At 29.7% G+C, this 22,126-nt stretch carries 18 protein-coding genes and 2 tRNA genes; 18 read left to right on the top strand and 2 right to left on the bottom strand.

Annotation, left to right across the window (positions count from 1 at the left end; translation table 11 throughout):
* Positions 1-168: 168 nt before the first annotated feature.
* The 3 genes from TICRE_RS03185 (at position 169) to TICRE_RS03190 (ending at position 1,213) form a co-directional block, all read left to right on the top strand.
* Positions 169-591: a hypothetical protein gene (locus tag TICRE_RS03185; protein WP_158016395.1), complete on the top strand. Its 423-nt coding sequence runs from the start codon at positions 169-171 to the stop codon at positions 589-591.
* A 258-nt stretch (positions 592-849) separates the two neighbouring features.
* Complete coding sequence (locus TICRE_RS13150) at positions 850-1,005, top strand: hypothetical protein (RefSeq protein ID WP_158016397.1); 156 nt, start codon at positions 850-852, stop codon at positions 1,003-1,005.
* 1 nt (position 1,006) lies between these two features.
* The gene (locus tag TICRE_RS03190) at positions 1,007-1,213 is read left to right on the top strand and encodes a helix-turn-helix domain-containing protein (RefSeq protein WP_198927470.1); all 207 of its coding nucleotides are present in this window, start codon (positions 1,007-1,009) and stop codon (positions 1,211-1,213) included.
* Between the two features lie 136 nt (positions 1,214-1,349).
* Here TICRE_RS03190 and TICRE_RS03195 read toward each other — a convergent pair.
* Positions 1,350-1,436, bottom strand: a tRNA-Leu gene (locus tag TICRE_RS03195).
* A gap of 133 nt (positions 1,437-1,569) precedes the next feature.
* Positions 1,570-3,000: a YfcC family protein gene (locus TICRE_RS03200; protein ID WP_075725070.1), complete on the bottom strand. Its 1,431-nt coding sequence runs from the start codon at positions 2,998-3,000 to the stop codon at positions 1,570-1,572.
* A 383-nt stretch (positions 3,001-3,383) separates the two neighbouring features.
* Between TICRE_RS03200 and TICRE_RS03205 the strand changes: the two genes are divergently transcribed.
* The 15 genes from TICRE_RS03205 (at position 3,384) to TICRE_RS03275 (ending at position 22,108) form a co-directional block, all read left to right on the top strand.
* Complete coding sequence (locus TICRE_RS03205; protein ID WP_075725073.1) at positions 3,384-4,385, top strand: Wadjet anti-phage system protein JetD domain-containing protein; 1,002 nt, start codon at positions 3,384-3,386, stop codon at positions 4,383-4,385.
* 8 nt (positions 4,386-4,393) lie between these two features.
* Positions 4,394-5,995: a hypothetical protein gene (locus TICRE_RS03210; protein ID WP_075725075.1), complete on the top strand. Its 1,602-nt coding sequence runs from the start codon at positions 4,394-4,396 to the stop codon at positions 5,993-5,995.
* Between the two features lie 24 nt (positions 5,996-6,019).
* Complete coding sequence (locus tag TICRE_RS03215; RefSeq protein WP_075725077.1) at positions 6,020-6,742, top strand: DUF6063 family protein; 723 nt, start codon at positions 6,020-6,022, stop codon at positions 6,740-6,742.
* Positions 6,729-11,132: a coiled-coil domain-containing protein gene (locus tag TICRE_RS03220; RefSeq protein ID WP_075725079.1), complete on the top strand. Its 4,404-nt coding sequence runs from the start codon at positions 6,729-6,731 to the stop codon at positions 11,130-11,132. The genes TICRE_RS03215 and TICRE_RS03220 overlap by 14 nt, the downstream gene beginning before the upstream one ends.
* A gap of 151 nt (positions 11,133-11,283) precedes the next feature.
* The gene (gene polA, locus TICRE_RS03225; RefSeq protein ID WP_075725081.1) at positions 11,284-13,956 is read left to right on the top strand and encodes a DNA polymerase I; all 2,673 of its coding nucleotides are present in this window, start codon (positions 11,284-11,286) and stop codon (positions 13,954-13,956) included.
* Entirely contained in the window at positions 13,943-14,554 is a 612-nt protein-coding gene (coaE, locus tag TICRE_RS03230; protein ID WP_075725083.1) for a dephospho-CoA kinase, read from the top strand. Before polA ends, coaE begins: the two co-directional genes overlap by 14 nt.
* 17 nt (positions 14,555-14,571) lie before the next feature.
* Complete coding sequence (locus TICRE_RS03235; RefSeq protein ID WP_075725085.1) at positions 14,572-15,216, top strand: lytic transglycosylase domain-containing protein; 645 nt, start codon at positions 14,572-14,574, stop codon at positions 15,214-15,216.
* Between the two features lie 14 nt (positions 15,217-15,230).
* A complete protein-coding gene (locus TICRE_RS03240; protein ID WP_075725087.1) occupies positions 15,231-16,907 on the top strand; it encodes an ABC transporter substrate-binding protein in 1,677 nt (558 codons plus the stop codon).
* A 63-nt stretch (positions 16,908-16,970) separates the two neighbouring features.
* Positions 16,971-17,058 (top strand) — tRNA-Leu (locus TICRE_RS03245).
* Between the two features lie 104 nt (positions 17,059-17,162).
* Positions 17,163-18,485 (top strand): electron transport complex subunit RsxC, encoded by a 1,323-nt coding sequence (gene rsxC / locus TICRE_RS03250; protein WP_075725089.1) that lies wholly within the window; start codon positions 17,163-17,165, stop codon positions 18,483-18,485.
* 17 nt (positions 18,486-18,502) lie between these two features.
* Positions 18,503-19,468: an RnfABCDGE type electron transport complex subunit D gene (locus TICRE_RS03255; RefSeq protein ID WP_075725091.1), complete on the top strand. Its 966-nt coding sequence runs from the start codon at positions 18,503-18,505 to the stop codon at positions 19,466-19,468.
* Positions 19,469-20,047, top strand: coding sequence for an FMN-binding protein (locus TICRE_RS03260; protein ID WP_075725094.1), 579 nt, complete (start codon positions 19,469-19,471; stop codon positions 20,045-20,047).
* Between the two features lie 18 nt (positions 20,048-20,065).
* A complete protein-coding gene (rsxE, locus tag TICRE_RS03265) occupies positions 20,066-20,689 on the top strand; it encodes an electron transport complex subunit RsxE (RefSeq protein WP_075725096.1) in 624 nt (207 codons plus the stop codon).
* A 21-nt stretch (positions 20,690-20,710) separates the two neighbouring features.
* The gene (gene rsxA, locus TICRE_RS03270; RefSeq protein WP_075725098.1) at positions 20,711-21,283 is read left to right on the top strand and encodes an electron transport complex subunit RsxA; all 573 of its coding nucleotides are present in this window, start codon (positions 20,711-20,713) and stop codon (positions 21,281-21,283) included.
* 12 nt (positions 21,284-21,295) lie between these two features.
* Positions 21,296-22,108 (top strand): RnfABCDGE type electron transport complex subunit B, encoded by an 813-nt coding sequence (locus TICRE_RS03275; protein WP_075725100.1) that lies wholly within the window; start codon positions 21,296-21,298, stop codon positions 22,106-22,108.
* The last annotated feature ends 18 nt before the right edge of the window (positions 22,109-22,126 follow it).

Here is a 22,126-nt window from a genome sequence, read left to right on the forward strand (position 1 = left end):
TACAATACAAAGAGAATACATAGTCACTGTGACATGAAGTCGCCTTATGACTATGAGGAAGAAAATATTATTTAACAGAATATAGATTTATTATGTTTAATTTGTCCTTTTTCTTGACAGAGGACCAAATCAGGTATAGATTTTTTAAGTAATGAAAATTTTAATAGTGTGTTAGATGGGACCATTAGTTTAGTTTCAATAATAATAGGTTTTATGGGTGCTATAATGCCAATAATATTAAGTATGAAAAATGAATCTAAATTTGTAAGGTACATATTTGAGAAAGATACTGATGAGTTATTTAAAAAGTATCTAAAAACTACGGTAAAGGTAGGGTTGCTTAATGCTGGATTTACTTTATCAATGTATCTTAGAGATAGTATTTTAAAATTAAATATAAAAAACTTTATATATTATATATGGATGTTTTCTATAATATTATTTATATTTTTAACAATGCGTAGTATGAGCTATATGATTACTATTTTCTTTGCAAAAGATGAAATGAATGGTATAAAGATAGAAAAGACTCCTAATAATATTTATACTAAAGAAGAAATAAGTAGAGTCAAAGAAAAACATCGGAAATAAAATATTAAAAGAGCCTTAATTAAGGCTCTTTTAAATAAATAATTTATAAATACCTATTGACATTATCACGGTATAGTGATATAATTATATTATACAAAGGAGGTGAAAGAGTGGTTGAAATTACAAAAGACTTACTTCAGATAATAGTCCTAGTACTAACAATCGGCAAATTGTTAAAAGAACTAAAAAAGAAGTAAGTCCAACACTAGGGGGAGAAATCCCCCTACCAAATATAGTATATCACAACCACTTAAATTTATGAAGAAAAATTATATATCTATCATTCTAATAGGTCTAGTAATATTAAATATTTTTGATGGTAGCTTTAATAACCCATCTACTCTAGACTATATCAAATTTATTTTACTAGGAATTGCATTAGCTTTAAGTTTATTATCAGATAGGAGAAAATAATATGATGAAAGATAATCCATTTGAAGGACTTATGAGCTTCAAAGAAGCTACGGATCTATGGGGACTTAATGAAAGTACTTTAAGAAAAGCAGTATCTTATGGAAAGTTTGAGGAAGGTATAGATATAAAGAAATTTGGTAAGCAGTGGATAATTACTCTTGAAGCTATGGAAAGGGAGTATGGAAAGCTGAATGATGACCAGGAATAAATTATTAATATAGGCTTGTAAAAATATTCAAGATTTATGAATACACACTTTAACAATAATATTGAGCTAAACAAATAAAGATAGGGTTTTAATCCTATCTTTATCTTTGTATTTTAATTGTTTGTGCGAGTAGAATTGGTGCCGGTGGTGGGACTCGAACCCACACACCCGTACGGATAACAGATTTTGAGTCTGTCTCGTCTGCCAATTCCGACACACCGGCTTATATTAATATATATAACAATAACATAAATAATAATAACACAAAATTTAAATTTAATCAAGATATTTATATTTGTAATAGTTAAAGCTAAAAGTGCTAAAATCTTTAAAGATTTTAGCACTTTTCTCTTTGTCTATAGGATTCCAAGTGCACCTACAATTAGAGATATAATTGAGATTACAAATATAATAGCAAGGAACTTTAAAACGAATTTAACCCATTTATCATAAGATATCCTTCCTATTGCAATTCCTCCCATTACTACTGCACTTGTAGGTGTAATAAGATTTACTAGTCCTGATGCTGACTGATAAGCTGTGATTACTACATCTCTTGTTACTCCTGCAAAGTCCCCAAGAGGTGCCATTATAGGCATTGATAGTGTTGCAAGTCCTGATGTCGATGGTATAAGAAATGACATAGGTATATAAAATAGATAAGTTAATAAAGTAAATGCTATATTTCCTGTACTTGCAAGTGTTTTCTCACCTAGATTAAGAATTGTAGCAGTTATATTTCCTGCGTTCATAACTACTGTAATACCTCTTGATATTCCAACTATAAAAGCTACACCAAGAAGGTCCATTGCACCATCTACAAAGCTTCCAACTAAATCTTTTTCACCAAGTCCTCCTACAATTCCTATAATTATTGCCATTATAAGGAAGAGTGAACCAAGCTCTGTAAACCACCAATTAAGAGTAGGTAAGAAAGTTATCCCCATATCTGCAAATGGTATTACACCATATATCATTACAAGAAATGTAATTGCAAATAATACTAATATAATCTTTCCACGACCTGTAAGCTCTGGAAAATCATTTCCATCAGTACCCTTACTAGATAAAAAGAATTTTCTATCTTCTTCTCTTGTTGAATAAGTTAATGATTTTGTAGGATCTTTTCTAACTCTTTCAGCATATCTGATAACATAGAGTATAGCTGCCGTTTCTATTATAACTAGCATTACAATCCTTAACAATATTCCTTGACCAAGAGATACATCTGCAAAACCAGAAGCTATACCAGTAGCAAATGGATTTACAGTAGAGGCAAGTACTCCGGCTCCAGCTCCCAGCATTATAACTGCTACAGCTGTTACAGTATCATATCCTGCAGCAACAAATATTGGTATTAACAAGGGGTAAAAGGCTATCGTTTCTTCAGCCATTCCATAGGTAGTACCTCCTATACCAAATAGTACCATAAGAATAGGAATCATTATCTTTTCCCTACCCTTTAGAATGTGAGTTACTCTTGATATTCCTGCATCTATTGCACCTGTCTTCATTACAACACCAAGAAATCCTCCTACTATAAGAATAAATAAAGCTACGTCTACAGCATCTTGAAATCCTGTTGCTGGAGCTTTAATTACATCAAATAAATTCTGGGGTGTTCTTTCTATTTGCTCATATGTTCCAGAAATAGGAACTTGATCCCCATCGATTTCTGTAGTCTCATATTGACCTGCAGGTACTATCCAAGTTAATAGAGCAACTACTACAATGAGTCCAATTAAAATGGTATAAGCGGTAGGCATTGAAAATTTTTTCTTTTCCATATAAATTCCTCCCCTAATATTTTTAGATATTATTAACTATTATTATTAATACCCATTTTTATTATTTATAGCATTTTTAATTTATTTAAAATATAAAGTCTATTATTAAATAATATTCAGTAACCCATTATAAGTTACAAGTTGCTACTTTCCTGTTACATAAAACTCTTAATATTATTAAGAAATTGGATGTTAAATATGATAGAATATATTTATATGAGTAGAATTAGCTATTGTTAACTTAAAATAGAAAGAGGTTTAATATGGCTCAAAAAAGCAGATAAATTCTCACTAACTAATTCTATTTATAATTTAGATAATTCTTATCAAAATTTCTTTAGAGCTTAAATCATCAATAAATAAAACTATAAAAGGATGAAACCATGAGATCAATTAGAGATAATCATAAAAGAAAATGGAGTTTGGACGAGATATCTAAACATTATAAGATCTATGATTATAGTGATTTAGTAGAGTTTATTATGAAAAATATAGAAGAAGAAAACATTAAACCTATAAAAAGTTCTAAAACTAATGGAAAGAGCCCTGCGCTTTATAATTCTTATATGTTAATATCTCCCGTTGTTGATTATATTGAATATAAGGAAGAACTACAGTATAGGCTAAATTCTCATTTAAAGATAGATTATTACTTAAAAAATTTAGCAAAATATAAAGAAGATAGAAAGCATATAATGGCTTTAAACAATTACTTAGATAATTATAATGATTTGTCATCCGGGATGGTATCTCTTAATGAAAGAAGCTTTGAGATTTGGGGAAGAGAAAAGTTTCTTCAAAAGGAAGGTGGGATAAGGATATTAAAAAACCTGGGATTAAACCTGGACATGCTAAATATATATGAGACTACGGAGCCTTTATCTTACTACTCACATACTAAAGAGGTTCCACAGAATGTATTGATTTTAGAAAATAAGGATACATTCTATAGTATGAGAAGGCATCTACTTAAGGGAAATAGTGATATATTGGGGATGTCAATTGGAACTATTATATATGGAAAGGGTAAAGGGATATATAAATCTTTTAAAGATTTTACTTATTGTGTAGAACCGTATCTAGCAAATAAGTCAAACAAGATATTTTATTTTGGAGATTTAGATTTTGAAGGAATATTGATTTATGAATTGCTTTGTGAAGCGTTTGAAGATGAGGTTTCCATTGCTCCATATATTAACGCCTATAAAGCTATGCTAAACAAGTCAGATATAAGGACTTTACCCCTAATGAAAAAGGGACAAAATAAAAACATTACTAATGAGTTTTTAGAAGCCTTTGATGAAGAAGATAGAAATCAAATAAACAAGATATTGACTATGAATAAATACATTCCCCAGGAAATATTGAATTCTAGGGATTTTTAGGAGGGCTTATGTTATCATTTTTAGATAATTTTTCAAAGCGCATGAAACATATAGCATTATATGCATTTTTGTTTAAGAATAGTATAGCGAAGACTACGTGGAAACAATATGGTTTTGAAGACTTTTATGAACAGACAAATGTAATATTTATGGTTCTATTATTTATTATGGAACAGTCACTAAAGGATGAATCTTGCACTATGGATGATATTGCTAGTTTTATAGACACAGTTAATATGCAAAGTCTTAAAAAACATATCACTTATGAGGAATGTAAAGAACTTGGGGACTTTATTATAAACATAATCCTTGGAAATGAAGGTAAGGTTATGTATTTTAGAGGATATGATTTTCACGAGGAGCAGTATAAGAGTATTCACGTTAGTTTTATAGCCAATAAGCCAGTTTACATAGAAGAAGATGTCAGGAGAACATCCTATTATCTAACTGATGATGGATACAATTTGATGTTGTCTACTTTAGAAATGGAAAGCAATATGAGATTAACTGTTCATGAAATGATATTTAAACTTCATATTGAAAAAGCTTCTTATGATAAGGCGGTAGATGATGTCAAAAATATTTTTAACCAGCTTCGTATACAGTTTCAAAGAATTCAGGAAGCAATGCGAAAGGTAAAACAAAACGCTTTAAGCTATTCAGTTTTAGATTATAAGGTGTTATTAGAAGAAAATTTAAGTACTATAGAAGATACTAGTAAAAAGTTTTCTGGATATAGGGAAAATATTAGAGAAAAAGTAAAACAATTGGAACTTCAAGATATTAATATAGAAAAGCTAGGGAAAGAAGATCTTGAAAATTTAAAGAATTTAAAGATTATTGAAGGCTATTTGAGTCGTGCAATAGATGAACATCAACAAATTCTTAAGTCTCATTTTGAACTTAAATCACTATATTCTAAAGAACTAGAGGATTTATCACAGATGACGCTTATAAAAAGATTCAATATTAGAAATGAGCTATACGATAAGGTTTTGGATAATTCGGACTATATGGAGAATATTGAGTACTTTATTAGACCATTATTAAACCAGGAACTAGATAAAACTTATAATATTAATAAATCTATTGAGATACAAAAACCAATAACTACAAAAATAATTAATGATGAAGGAGAAATACTTTCTTTTGACGAAGATGAATGGCAAGAGGAGAGAATTGCAAGACAAAAGGCTAAGCTAACTTTATATAATAACTCTCTAAAAGTTATACTCATAAAGGCTCTAGAATATGGAAGTATATCTTTAAGAGATTTAAAAGAAGTGTTAAGTGAAGATTATACTGAGCTTATACCTACTATAGAAATATTTAAAGAGATTATTGTAGAATTGTTGAAGAATATGGTTATTGATATCGAAGAGTTAAGAAAAGAAAAGTCTGAGCATTTATTTGAAAGCAGTGTCTTAGAATTTCAACTAAATGAGAGTATTTTAGAATTAATCCATATGATACCATTATTGGATAAAATCAATAAATTAACTATTTATAGAGCTGAAGACAAAGAACCAGTAATCTTTGAAAACCTAAATAGTGATAATGGTCAAGCAAAGAAAATATATTGTTCAAACATATTATTTAATGTGGAATAAAAACTTTTAACTAGGAGTGAAAACATGGTCTATGAAATAGAGGACATAAATCAGAGTCAAAATATCTTTTCTTATTTAATTCAGCATCGAGAATTAAGAGAAGATCGAGATATAGGCCTTTATAAAGCTTATACTGAAAATGAAAATATAATGAACTTAGTAAAAATGAATGGAAAAGCTTCAAATAGCATAGTAGAACGATATGGAAATGTAATCTATTTAATCCCAAATGAGGACAACAATTATCTCGGATATTCAAAACAAGATTTGAAGAGTAAACTATGTAAATCAGGTGCTACAGATAAAGATTATTATCTGTCCCAATTTGTGATCTTAACATTACTTGTGGAGTTCTATGATGGACAAGGAAGTAGTAGTAAAGCCAGGGATTATTTTAGAGTTGGAGATTTAGTAAATAGTATATCAGAGCGATTGAATGAAGGAGTTTTGAGAAATGATATAGAAGTAGAAGATAGAGATGGACTTGCTTTTAGTAATATGTTAGAAGCCTTTGAAGCTTTAAGAAGTGAAGAAAAAGGTTCTAGGGCAAAGACTACTAAGGAAGGCTTTATATACAATATATTGAAGTTTTTAGAGAAACAAACTTTAATTGACTATATTGAGGAAGATGAAATGATAAAGACTACAAAGAAATTAGATCAATTTATGGACTATAATTTACTAAACAAAAATAATTACAATAGAGTTTTGAAAGTCTTAGGGGTGATCGATAATGAGCAAGATTAATGCTATTAGATTTATAAATTTAAACTATAATTACAATGGTATACGTGTAGATGATGAAATATTTCATTTGGGAGGAGCGAGTAGTCTTTTATCCCTTCGTAATGGGGGAGGTAAGTCAGTACTTGTGCAAATGATAATTGCTCCATTAGTACATAAACGTTATAGAGATAGTAAGGATAGACCATTTGCCGGCTATTTTACTACAAATAAACCAAGCTTTATTTTGATTGAATGGAAATTAGATGGGGATGCAGGATATGTACTTACTGGCATGATGGTAAGAAAAAATCAAGAGATAAGGGAAGACCAAAGTCAAATTGATTTAGATATAATGCAATTTATACATGAGTACAAGGAGCCAAATGATTATGATATACACAATATACCTTTCATTAAAATAGAAAAAGAAAATAAAAAATTAATGAATTATAGTAAATGTAAAGATTTACTTGAAAAAATAACTTCAAGTATGAACCATAAATTTTCTTTATATGATATGAATAATAGAAATTCTTCAAGAAATTATTTTAATAAACTTGAAGAGTACAAAATATATAGTAAAGAATGGGAATCTATTGTTAAAAAGATAAACCTTAAGGAGTCTGGACTGTCAGAACTTTTTATCAATGATAAAGATGAGATGGGACTAATGGAAGATTGGTTTTTACCTGCAATTGAAGATAAACTCAATAAGGGAAAGAACCGTATTGATGAATTTAGAAATATCTTAAATAGATTTATAGAACAATATAAGGACAATAAGTCTAAAATCGATCAAAAACATATTATTTTGTTGTTTAAAGAAGAAACTAAGAGAATTCTAGCAGTAGCAGAAAACCTTAAAAGCACAATAGATGAAAAGCAAAACATAGAAAATACAATAGCAAATTTAATAGTGAAACTTAAAAACCTTAGAAATCATCTTGAAACTGAAAAAGATAACCTTATAGAAAAAGAAAATCTATTAAAAGAAGAGATTAGATCTATTCAATATGAAAAATTATCTTTTGATATATATTTATTGGAAGATGAAAAGCTAAGTTTATTTGAAAGATTATCACAATTAAAGAAAAACTTAAGTGAATTTGAAGACAAACGAGTTAAACTTATAAAGGCAAAGTCAATTCAAGAGTGCTCCAAGATATATAGCTTATATAAAGATGCATCTATGGATGTACAAGAGTTGGAAAATAAATTAGAACTTAAGAAAGAAAAAAACAAGGACAGAGCTCCAGAAAGGGAAAGATTAGGATATACTTTAAAAATTCATTATGAAAATGAAAAGATGTGTTTGGAAAATCTTATTAAAGAAATAGAAGATGAAATTAATCTTAATAGGACAACACAAAATGATTTAGAATTAGAACTTAAGAAAAAAGAAGCTGAAGAAAAGGAAAGTATAGGATATCTATCACAACTAAAGACTGAAATAAAAGCATATGGTGAGTTTGAAAAGAGTTTTAATACATTGTATAAAGAAAATCTAAATAGAAATATTCTTGATGAGTATGAGGATGGAAGTTTGGAATTAAAGATAAAGAACACAGATGAATTAGTAGAAGTAAAAGGATTTGAATTAATTCGTTTAAAGAAACAAGTTCAAGAAAACAAACAAAAACTTCAAATATATAATAGACAAATCCAAGAAAAAACAGATGAAAAAGCAACTACATCTCAGGAAATAAAAAACATTGAAGAGAAAATAGCCGAATATAAATCTGAAATTGAAGAAAGAAAGACTATTATCAGATATATAGGACTTTCTGAAGATAAACTGTTTTTTAAAGAAGAAATACTAGATTTATTTCAGAAGAAAATGAATGAAATCCAGTTTACTATTAAAGAAGTTGAAAGAGAAATAGAAAAATTGGAAAAGGAAAAGGATAGTTTAAAATCAGGTAAAGTTTTAGAACTTCCAAAAGACTTTAAAGATAGGTTAGATTCAGAAAGCATACATTATGTGTATGGCATGGACTGGCTAAAAAAGAATGATAAAAGTATTGAAGATAATAAGAATTTAGTAGAAAACAATCCATTTATACCTTATAGCTTAATTATGACTAGCAAAGAACTAGAAAAGTTAAAGTTGCAAAACTTATCTATATATACTTCTTTTCCTATTCCAATTATAAAAAGAGAAGATATTGAGCGGGATTTTGAAGAAAAGAAGTCTTCTGTATATATGAGCAGTAAAGTAAATTTCTATGTTTTATTCAATCAAAATCTATTGAATGAAGAAGAATTAAAAAGAATACTCCTTTTCAAGGAAGAAGAAATTAAGGCTGTAAGAGATACTTTAGAAACTAGAGAAGAAGAGTACAGTCTATATAATGAAAAATACAATAATATAAAATTCCAAAAAATCACAGAGAAATCTTATAATAATATTCTTAATCAACTGAAGATTAAAGAGAAGTTAAAAGAAGAATTTGAAATCCAGTTGAAAGCTATCTATGATGCTGAACTTCATCTTACAAACATTCAAGAAAAAAATGTGGACTTTATAAGAAAAAGCGAAGTGGTTATTGAAGGTTTAAAACGAAAACAAATAGATTTAAAAAAGTTAAATGAAAGATATAAAGCGTATTTAGATCAAACAAAAGAGAAATCCAGGACGGATAAGCGACTTTCTAAGATTAAAAATGAAAAAAATTCTATAAACGATGAAATTAAGAGTTTATATGAAAAATATGATAAAACAAGAGAGTCAAGACTTGAACAAAAAAGTAATTTAAAAACTATAGAAGAAAAACTTCAAAAATACTTAATGTATAGTGAGACGGAATTAATACAAAAAGATATTGAAGATATGGAAGCAAGATATAAAGCTCTTACCAATGAAATAACTAGCGAGCTAAAAGATATAGAAGAAGATTTAAATAAGGCTAGGAATAGATTTAAAGCACAAGAAAAAGATGTAATAGATACTTCTAAAAGATTAAATATCAAGGAAGATGAATATATAAGGAAAGCATATGATAGTTTTATTTTAGATACGATTATAAAAGATATTGTGATAAATGAAGCCGAATTAAAAGATTTAAATAATAGCAGAGAGGAGTTAGAGACAAATATAGCTGTAGTAGAAAATAAAATAGAGCAAGGTTTTAATAAGCTTTATGATGATTTGGGAGAAAAGGAACTTATAGGAAGAGAACAAATAGTATTAAGAGAGTTTAAAAAACGGATAATAGAGAAAAAAGATGATCTTAGAAGGATTAAAGAAAACCAAGAAAAAATTAGTATTAGATTAGCAGACTATGAAACCAATATATATGTTTTAGCAGAATATGATGACTTTTTAGTAATAAGACCTGTAGAGTTTGAACATGATATGGAAAATTTAGATAAAGAAGGTCTAGATAGATTTAGGGGTGAGCTATTACGAGATTATCGACAAATAAATAAAAAAGAAGTTGATTTTAGCCTTGAACTATCAAGTGCTTTAGATAATATAATTAGAAACAAAGCTTTTAAAGATGACTTCTTTTACAAACCTCTAAATACACTTTTTTCATTGATTAATGATCCAAATGAGTTTATAGAACAACTTTTGACTACTATAAGAGCTTATGACGATTTAATGGCTAAACTTGAAGTAGATATTGCTTTTATTGAGAAGGAGAAAGATGGGGTAATTGAAATTCTATTAGAATATATAAGAGATATTCATAAAAATATGGGGGAAATTGATAAAAACTCTACTATAAAGATTAAAGATAAATATATAAAGATGCTTCGTATTAACTTACCAGAATGGGATGAGGAAGAATATTCATATACTATAAAATTGGGGGATATGGTTGAACATTTGATTCAAAGCGGAATAGATCGTCTTGAAAACAATGAAAATATCGAAGACTTAATTAGTCCTTTTATAACTACAAAAAATTTGTATAATACTGTAGTGGGAATAAACAATATAGAGATTAAACTTTATAAAATAGAGGCTGAAAGGCAGCATTCAATTAGCTGGTCAGATGTAGCCAAAAATTCAGGTGGGGAAGGATTTTTATCAGCCTTTGTAATATTATCAAGTCTTCTTTCTTTTATGAGAAGAGATGAAACAGATATATTTGCAGAACTAGAGGAGGGAAAAGTTTTGGTAATGGATAATCCATTTGCCCAAACACATTCATCCCACCTATTGACTCCATTAATGGATATTGCTAGAAAGAGTAATACTCAGCTTATATGTTTAACGGGGATAGGAGGGGAGTCTATATATAATTGTTTTGATAATATATATATACTTAATTTAATCTCTTCTAATCTAAGAAAAGGCACACAGTACCTTACAAGCGAACATACTAAGGGAGAAGAATTTGAAGACATGGTATCATCACAGATAAAGGTAGAAGATATGGAACAAATAGGATTTTTGTTTTAGACAGTTAAGTTTCTTTATAAAACTTTATCTTTATAAAACTCTATAAGTTTTAAAAGTCTTATATTTTTAAGTCTATATTTCTCTGAAGAGTTTACCTTGAGAGTATTTTACGATATACTAAGAGTTATGAATAAAGATTGGGAGTGGAAAGATGGATAACAAAAAATTGATGATAATAGATGGGAGTTCGCTACTTCATAGGGCTTTTTACGCACTGCCTCTTTTAACTACAAAAGAAGGTGTATATACAAATGGAGTTTATGGATTCTTAACTATGCTTTATAGGATAAAAGAAGAATACGATCCAGGATATATTTGTGTTGCTTTTGATAAAAAAGGACCTACATTTAGACATAAAGAGTATAAAGAATATAAAGGAACAAGAGATAAAAGCCCTACTGAACTGGCTCAGCAGTTTCCAATTATTAGAGAGACTCTCAATGCTATGAATATAGTAGTTTTAGAAATGGACGAATATGAAGCAGATGATATAGCAGGTACTCTTGCAAAGATGGGTGAGAGTCAAGGTTTAGAGACAATTCTTGTTACAGGAGATAAGGACTATTTACAGCTTGCAACAGATAATACTAAGGTACTGATAACTAGAAAAGGTATAACAGAACTTGAGATATTTGATAGAGCTAAGATAGAAGAAGTTTATGGCATAACTCCAGCCCAATTAATAGATCTTAAAGGACTTATGGGTGATAAATCAGACAATATTCCTGGAGTCCCTGGAATTGGTGAAAAGACAGGTTTAAAACTTATAAAAGAATTCAAGAATATAGAAGGTGTATATGAGAATATAGATAATATAAGCGGTAAAAAATTAAAAGAAAATCTAATAGAAAATGAGACAATAGCATATCTTAGTAGGAGACTTGGAGAAATTATAACCAATGTTCCTTTAGATTCAGATATAGAAGGTTTAAAGACTAGGGAACCGGATTTTGAAGAGCTTTTAAAGATATATGAAAGTTTTGAGTTTAAAAGTCTTATAAGTAAGATTCCTTCAGAGTACTCACAAATAGAAGAAGTACTTGATTTTGATATAGAACATAATGATATAACTAGTGAAGACTTTAGTAGAGTAGTAGATTTAATAGAGAAAAAAAACAAGTTTGCATTTAAGTTTTTAATAGATAATTGGAACTATATTGAAGATAGCATATTAGCAGTAGCTATAAAGGTAGAAGGGGAGCCTACATTTTATATAGATTTAAAGGACTCTTTAGGTAGTTTTATAGAAAGTTTTAAAGATGTATTTCAATCTGAAAAAATAGAAAAGTTAGGATATAGTTTAAAAGATGATATAATAGTCTTATTTAGACTCCATATCCAAATAGAAAACTATATATTTGACCCTAAGATAGCACAGTATCTTATAAATCCTAGTCAAAGTGAATATTCTATAAACAATTTGAGTCAGGAGTATATAAATTATTATGGAATAGATGAAGAAGCGCTACTTGGAAAGGGTAAGAAAAAGAAAAACTTCAATGATATAACAGAAGAAGAAAGAAGAGTGTACCTATCTTATATGCTTCAGGTAACATTTAAATTAGAAGATGTAATGATGGACATTTTAAGGAAACAAAATATGGAAGAACTATATAAAAACGTGGAAAATCCACTTATAGAAGTACTAGCAAATATGGAATATATAGGTTTTAAGATAGATAAAGAAGAACTTATTAGCTTAGGTGAAAAATATAGTAATGAGATAGAAACTTTAACTAGTGAAATATATGAACTTTCAGAAGTAGAGTTCAATATAAATTCACCTAAGCAGATGGGAGAAATCCTATTTGACAAATTAGAGCTTCCAGTTATAAAGAAAACCAAAACAGGTTACTCTACAAATGTAGAAGTACTAGAAAAGCTACAAGGCAAACACCCTATTATTGATAAAATACTAAGATATAGGCAAATTGTAAAGCTCAAATCAACATATATAGATGGTTATCTAAATCTTATAAATCCTAAAAACGGTAGAATACATTCTAGCTTTAATCAGACTATAACTACTACAGGAAGGATTTCAAGTACTGAACCAAACCTTCAAAACATACCTATAAGAACAGAAGATGGCAAGATGATTAGAAAGGCGTTTGTAGCAAGTGATGAAAATCATATACTAGTAGATGCTGACTATTCTCAGATAGAACTTAGAGTACTAGCCCATATATCTAAAGATGAAAAGATGATAGAAGCATTTAAAGAAAAGATAGACATACACAGTAAAACTGCTTCTGAAGTATTTCATGTTCCGTTAAATGAAGTAACACCCACGCTTCGTAGCAATGCAAAGGCTGTAAACTTTGGTATTGTATATGGTATATCTGATTATGGACTTTCAAGAGATTTAAATATTTCTAGAAAAGAAGCTAAAGAGTATATAGATAATTATCTGGAAAACTATAAGGGTATAAGAAAGTTTATGGTAGATATAGTTGAAGAGGGAAAAGAGAATGGTTTTGTAGAGACACTTCTTCACAGAAGAAGGTATATTCCTGAATTACAAGCTAAAAACTTTAATGTAAGGTCTTTTGGAGAGCGAATTGCTATGAACACTCCTATACAAGGAAGTGCAGCTGATATTATAAAGATGGCAATGGTAGAAGTTTATGATGCTTTAAAGACAAGAGGTTTAAAATCCAAACTAATTCTTCAAGTTCATGATGAGCTAATTATAGAAACAATTAAAGAAGAACTAGATGATGTTAAATCAATTATGAAAGACATTATGGAGAGTGCTATAAAACTAGATGTTCCTTTAAAAGTTGATATAGAAGTTGGAGATAGTTGGTATGATACACACTAATGGTAGAATAATAGGTATAACAGGTGGAATAGCTACAGGAAAGTCTACTGTAACAGAATATATACAAGATAAAGGATACAAGGTGATAGATGCAGATAAAATAGCTAAAAGTTTAATGGTAAAAGGAAGCTCTAGTTATAAAAAAACAGTAGAATATTTTGGGAAAGATATATTAAAGAAAAATGGAGAGATAGATAGAAAAGTTTTAGGGGATAAGGTTTTTTCTAATCCTAAACTTCTTAAAGTCTTAAATAGTTTAACCCATCCATTTATATTTGAAGAAATAAAAAGGCAATTAGAAGAGGCTTATTTAGATGATATTATATTTTTAGATATACCACTATTATTTGAAGAGTATGATAATATTTTAAAATATGATATTCATTTTGATGAGATATGGCTTGTATTTGCTGATAGAGACACTCAGATTAAGAGACTTATGAAGAGAAATGATTTGACAAAAAAAGAAGCTATAGAAAGAATAGATGCTCAAATAGATATGGATTGGAAGAAAGGAAAAGCTACTAGGATTATCTATAATTTACATTCAATAGAAAACTTAAAGAAAGATATAAACTTGTTGTTAGAAAACTTATGAACAAATAGGAGGAAAATTTGAGATTTTTTAAAAGAATTATTACTAAAATTTTGATCTTTTTTAGCTTGCTTTTTATCATATCTTCTGTGATAGGAGTAATAGTCTATAGTAGATACCCTCTATATTATAAAGAAGATATAGGTAAAGCAGCTAATAAATACAATATAGACCCATATCTAATAGTATCTATTATAAATGTTGAAAGTGGATTTCATAAAGAAGCGAAATCATCTAAAGATGCTAGAGGACTTATGCAAATTGTTGACCAAACAGGTGAGTGGGGAGCAAAAGAGTTAAAAATAGCTAATTATCAAAAGGACAATCTTTTTGATCCAAAACTAAATATAGAATTGGGAACTTGGTATTTAGAAAGACTGGGCAAGGAATTTGATGGAGATTTAAATCTTATATTAGCAGCTTACAATGGAGGAAGTGGAAATGTTAATAAATGGCTTAAAGATAAAAACTATTCTAAAGATGGAAAAAAACTAGATAAGATTCCTTTTAAGGAGACAGAAAACTATGTTGAAAAGGTAAAGTCAGGTTATGAAAATTATAAAAAGTTATATGGAGAGATAAATTTTCAAGATGCTGGTTATGATTCTCTCTTTATTAATTATATATATAAACTAAAATCATATATAAAAGAAATAGAGGAGTAAGGAAGGCGATATAGATGAAAAAGAGAATATTTTTTGTTAGTATTTTACTAATAATGAGTATCTTATTTTCGGGTTGTAACGGTTTTAAAAGGGTTGAAGATAAAGATAATGTAGGAAAAGGAAAACTAGAGAGGCCTTCCTCAGATCGAGATAAAATAATTATTCCACTTACAAAACTAAATACACTAGATCCACTAGAGAACAATAATTTTAATTATTATAATTTTAGTAAACTTATGTATGAAGGATTATTTGAATTTGATAAGAATCTAAAAGTCAAGCCACTATTAGTAGATAATTATAGTATAGAAGATGATGGAAAAAAGATAACTCTAGAGTTGAAAAAAGACATCTATTGGCATAATGGAGATAAGCTTACAACCGAAGATATAGATTTTACGATAAAGACTATTAAAAATTTAAATAAAGAAAGTATTTATAAAAATAGTATTCTTTCTGCTTTAGGAAGCTTTAGATATTTTAATATCAAATCCTTTATAAAAACTAATATAATTGATGAAAATAAAATAGAATTATACTTTGACAATATTTATTCCAACAACTTAGAAGCTCTTACTTTTCCTATAGTAAATAAAGATTCATATAGTGAATTAGAGGATGAATATACACCTATTGGAACAGGACCATATAAATATAAAAAGTATAATACTTCAAATGGAGTAGAATTAATTAAAAATGACAGGTATTGGAATGGAGAAGTAAATATACCCAGGATATTAGGTAGAATTTTTCAAGACGAAGATTTAATAGTTAAAGCTTTCGAAGATGGTAGAACGGATTTTGTAAATATCACGGGAGTCGATGGAGAAAAGTACAAAAAAGATTCTAATACAAGAATACTAGAGTATACATCATCTGAATATGAATTTTTAGGATATAATTTTAAAAATAAAATATTAAATGGTGAAAAAGGTGAGGAAATTAGAAAGGCTATATATTATGGAATAAATAGGCAAGAGATAATAGGAGAAGTATATTTAGGTCATGCTACACAAGTAGATACGCCAATACATCCAGATTCATATTTAACAAATGGTGTTACAAATATCTATGGCCATAATATAGAAAAAGCTAAAGATATATTAAAAGATAGTGGCTTTGACTCTGTTGATAGTGATGGAATTTTAAAAGACAACCTGGGAAGAAGACTTTCTTTTAGACTTCTTACTAACTCTTCAAATAGACACAGAATGAAAGCAGCTGAGATAATAAAAGAAAATTTAAAAGATATCGGTATAGAGATCTTGTTAGAATATCCTCCTGTTGATATAGATAGTTTAGATAATGAAAAAATAGATGAAGAGTGGAAAATTTTAAATAAAACTATAAAAGATGGAAAATATGATATAGCACTCTTAGGATGGGAATTATCCCTTATCCAAGATTTATCTTTTATGTTTCACAGTTCTTTTAAATATTCTGGATCAAACTTTATAAAGTATAATGATAACATTATGGATAATTTACTAGAAGGTGCTTATATAAATAGCCAGGAAGATAAGAAAAAAGCATATGAAGGCATACAAAACTATATAATGGAAGAACTTCCATATGGAAGCCTTTATTTTACAAACAAATCACTGTTGTCAAGGGATAATATAAAAGGACCACTTGAGCCAACATTTTTTAATTTGTATAGAGGCCTTGAAAAATGCATGATATTGGAATAGTAAGAATAATATTAACTTGAAAAATTTCTAAAAAAGTTTATAATGTAGATAAGAAACATAAATGCAGGGGTGGTGGAATTGGTAGACACGATAGCTTGAGGGGCTATTGCTTGATAAAAGCGTGAGGGTTCGACTCCCTTCTTCTGCACCAATTATATACTTCAGTAATAAATAATATTATTTTTCAAAAAGTGTAACATATAAACACGCAATTGTTTAATATATAACAAAAAATCAAAAAGAGGTGGAAATATAATGGCACTTAAATTTACTTTTAAAGGTGGGATACATGTCCCTGAAAATAAGTCATTTACAGAAGATAAAAAAATAGAAACTGCCAAGAATCCTAAGATTGTATACATACCATTACATCAACATGTAGGCGCTCCTTGTAAGCCCCTAGTTAAAAAAGGCGATATTGTAAAAATAGGTCAAAAGATAGGAGATTCAGATGCTGCAGTATCTGCTCCCGTTCATTCAAGTATCTCAGGAGTAGTAAAAGGGATAGAGAAAAAGTATAGTGCAGGAGGAAGGCAAACTGAATGTATAGTTATTGAATCAGATGGAGAAGAGAACTATGATGATTCACTTATAAGTCATAAAAAAGGGGACAAACTAAGCCATGAAGAAATAGAGAAAATAGTTAGAGAAGCCGGTATAGTAGGAATGGGTGGAGCAGGCTTTCCTACAGGAACAAAACTTATAACTTCAAAGGGAAGTATAGACTCTATTATTTTAAATGGTGCAGAGTGTGAACCTTACCTTACATGCGACCATAGACTTATGCTTGAAGAAGCTGAAAAGGTAATAAATGGTTTAGAGATTATGTTGGATTATTTTGAAACAGCAAAGGGATATATAGGTGTTGAAGATAATAAAAAAGATGCTATAGAAGCACTTAAAAAAGCTGCCCAGGGACATAGCAATATAGAAATTATAACTTTAGAGTCCAAATTTCCTCAAGGGGATTCGTATAGAATGGTAGATTCTATCCTCAAAAGAAAAGTTCCTCAAGGTGGAAGAGGTAAGGATGTAAATTGTATAATAAATAATGTTGGTACTGCTGCTGCCATTTCCGATGCAGTATTAGAAGGAAAACCTTCATATGAAAGAATAATTACTGTAACTGGAAATGGAGTAAAAACACCTAAAAACTTAATGGTTAAAATAGGCACAACTATAGGTGATGTAATTGAGCAATGTGGAGGATTTAATGGAACCCCGGCGAAGATTATATCTGGTGGTCCTATGACAGGGATTACTCAATTTGATTTAGATGCTCCTATTATTAAGGCGACTTGTGGTATTCTTGTTTTGAATGAAGAAGAAGTAAACAAAGAGAAGGTAATGCCTTGTATAAAATGTGGAAAGTGTGTAGATATATGTCCTGTTTTCCTAGAACCATTATTTATTTCTGCAAATTCTCTAAAAGATAGATTTGAAGAGGCTGAAGCTTTAAATGCACTATCTTGTATAGCATGCGGCAGTTGTAGTTTTATATGCCCAGCTAAAAGACCACTAACTGAATCCATAGTTCATGCAAAAAGGGAAATCAATAAAAAAAGAAGGAAATCTTAATTTAAGGAGGAGAGAGAATGGATGAAAAAGTTTTAAATTCTGTAGATGAGCCATTAGTACTAGACAATCATTTAACAATGTCTTTAGGGCCTCATGTTAAATCTAGTGAGTCGACAAGAAGAATAATGCTCGATGTTATTATAGCTTTAACACCTGCAATGATAGGCGCTATATATTTTTTTGGACTTAATGCAGCAATGTTGATAGCTATATCTATAGCATCAGCGGTCTTATTTGAAGCAGCTACACAGAAGTTTTTTAAAAAAGATATTTTGATAGGGGACTTGAGTGCGGTAGTTACAGGTCTTTTATTAGCATTTAACTTACCTGCAAATGCACCATGGTGGATAGCAGTTTTTGGGGCAGCTTTTGCAATTATAGTAGTTAAAGAGTTTTTTGGTGGAATTGGTTCTAACTTTATGAACCCAGCACTTGCTGCAAGGGTGGCACTTGTATCATCTTGGCCGGTTATAATGGGAACTTATATAGGTCCAGATGGAGTAACAGGTGCAACGCCAATGGTATTAATAAAAAGTGGAAGCGTAGATCTTCCATCAATAGGTAATATGTTTATAGGAAATATAGGGGGATCACTTGGAGAAACATCTGCATTGCTTTTACTTATAGGTACAGCCTATTTATTTATTAGAAAAGTTATTGATTGGAAGATTCCATTTATTTATATAGGAACTACTATTGTAATGCTATTTATTCTTGGTGTAAAACCAGAACTGTTGATTTATCATTTATTTGGTGGTGGACTTATCCTTGGAGCTTTTTTCATGGCTACAGATTATTCATCTTCACCTATTACACCAAATGGGAAAATTCTATTTGGTATTGGAGCTGGTATTTTAACAGCACTTATGAGAGTTAAAGGTGGTATGCCAGAAGGTGTATCTTATGCAATATTACTTATGAATGTAGCAAGCCCTGTAATTGAAAAATTTACAAAGCCAAAAGTATTTGGGAGGGTGAAATAAATGAAAGAGACAATAAAACTAGGTCTAGTATTATTTATATTTACAGCTATAGCAGGGGGGGTATTAGCCTTAACTAATGATTTTACATCCCCTATTATTGCCGAAATAGAAAAAGAAGCAAGTTTTAATTCCTTAGCTAAGTTATTTCCAGAAGCTGATGATTTTAAAGAAATAGATGAAGAGCTGCTTGGAAATATTAAGGGAAAATATGCTCCGATAATAGAAGCACATGAAGCCTTAAAGGGTGGAGAAACAATAGGTTATTCGTTTAAGACTGAGTCATCAGGATATGGAGATAGTCCTATAGTAGCTATTACTGCTATAAAGAGTGATGGAACTCTAGCTGGAATAGAGCTAGTAAGCCATAGTGAAACTCCAGGATTTGGAAAACAAATGGAAGAGGATAAATTTAAAGATACTTTTAAAGGAAAGACTACTGAGACAGAACTTATACCAGTAGAATCGCCTTCATCTGAAAACGAAGTAATGCTTATAACAGGTTCTACTATATCTAGTAAAGGCATATTAACTGGTGTAAATGCAGCAAGAGAAGTTTATAGAGAAAATTTTAGCAATTAATTACCAGGAGGTGTAAATATGAAATTAACGGAAATATTTAAAAATGGTATTTTAAAAGACAATCCAGTATTAGTCCAACTTGTCGGACTTTGTTCAGTACTTGCAGTGACAAACACAGTACTTAATGCAGCTTCTATGGCATTAGCAGTAATAGCAGTTCTTGTGTGTTCAAATGTCGTTGTGTCGTTACTTAGAAAAGTGATACCTAAAAAAATACGTATACCGGCTTTTATAGTTATTATAGCAACTTTTGTAACTATAGTAGAAATGCTTATGAAGGCTTTTGCTCAACCAATATATCAATCTCTTGGTATATTTATTCCCTTGATAGTAGTAAACTGTGTAATACTAGCAAGGGCAGAGTCATTTGCATATAAAAACAAAGTATTTATATCAGCGATGGATGGCTTAGCTATGGGGCTTGGATACGGAGTAGCAGTTATTTTATTAGCATTTATAAGAGAGACAATAGGAGCGGGAACTCTTTTTGCTGGAACGGATTTTGTAATAAATGTATTTGGAAAAGGGTATCAGCCTATAGCAATGTTTGTAGGTCCATCAGGTGCTTTTATAGTTCTTGGAATATTAGTTGCTGTATTTAAAAATATAATAAAAAAATCAGAAGAAAAGGCTATAAACTAATAATATAGAGGAGGGGAAAAAATGAATTTGTTTACAATACTTATTTCTACAATATTTGTTAATAACTATGTATTTGCTAGATTTTTAGGAATATGTCCTTTCTTTGGGGTTTCTACTAAGATGGAAACTGCTACAGGCATGGGTATAGCCGTAACTTTTGTAATTACTATATCTTCTATACTTACTTGGGCAATTGATAAATATATTTTAACATTACTTGGTGTAGAATACTTACAAACCATAATATTTATCCTAGTAATCGCATCCCTTGTACAATTTGTAGAGCTTGTTATAAGAAAAATAAGTCCTACCCTATATAGTGCTATGGGTGTTTTCTTACCACTTATAACTACAAACTGTATAGTATTAGGAGTTGCAATTTTAAATGTAAAACAAGGAAACAGTCTTTTACAAACTATAACTACAGGAGTTGGAGCATCTCTTGGATTTTTCTTGGCTTTAATTCTTTTATCAGGAGTAAGGGAAAAACTTGAATTAGCTGATGTTCCAAAAGCTTTAGAAGGTTTTCCTATTGCTGTAATAGCTGCAGGACTTATGTCTATGGCCTTTTTAGGTTTTAATGGTCTTGTGTAGGAGGTATGAAAAATGGAAAATTTAATTAAACCTATATTAGTAACAGGAGGACTTGGTCTCTTATTTGGAGTGCTTTTGTCCATTGCTTCAAAAGTATTTGCAGTAGTTATAGATCCAAAGATAGGAGCAGTACTTGATGCTCTTCCAGGAGCAAACTGTGGAGCTTGTGGTTTTCCAGGTTGTGAGGGTCTTGCAACTGCAATAGCAGAAGGAAGGGCTCCAGTAAATGCATGTCCCATAGGAGGACAAAAGGTAGCTGATAATGTTGCCGATATAATGGGTCTACAAGGTGCAAATGTTGAGAGAAATGTTGCCGCAGTTTTGTGTCAAGGAGATAATGAAAAGGCAAATATAAAATATAAATATGAAGGTATAAATGACTGTAGAATTCAAATGCAAGTATCTGATGGATGTAAGTCATGTACATATGGATGTTTAGGCTGTGGAACATGTTTCAATGTTTGTCCCTTTGATGCTATAGAAATGGTAAATGGAGTAGCAGTTATAAAGAAAGACAAATGTACAGCTTGCATGAAATGTATAGATATTTGTCCAAAGAAAATTATAGAATTAGTTCCATATGATAATAAATATGTTGTAAAATGTAAAAGTGAAGATCCTGGAAAAGTAGTTAGAGCAAACTGTTCTATAGGATGTATAGGATGTAAGATATGTGTTAAGAATTGTCCAGTTGATGCTTTTACTTTTGAAAACAACTTAGCAAAAATTGATTATGAAAAGTGTATAAATTGTGGTATCTGTGCAGAAAAATGCCCAACCAAATGTATAACTATTCATGAAAACAAAGCAGTTGTAGAAGTTTAATAAAAAACTGATAGAATC

The organism is Tissierella creatinophila DSM 6911 (assembly GCF_001940565.1).
GTDB classification, from domain to species: Bacteria; Bacillota; Clostridia; order Tissierellales; family Tissierellaceae; genus Tissierella_A; species Tissierella_A creatinophila.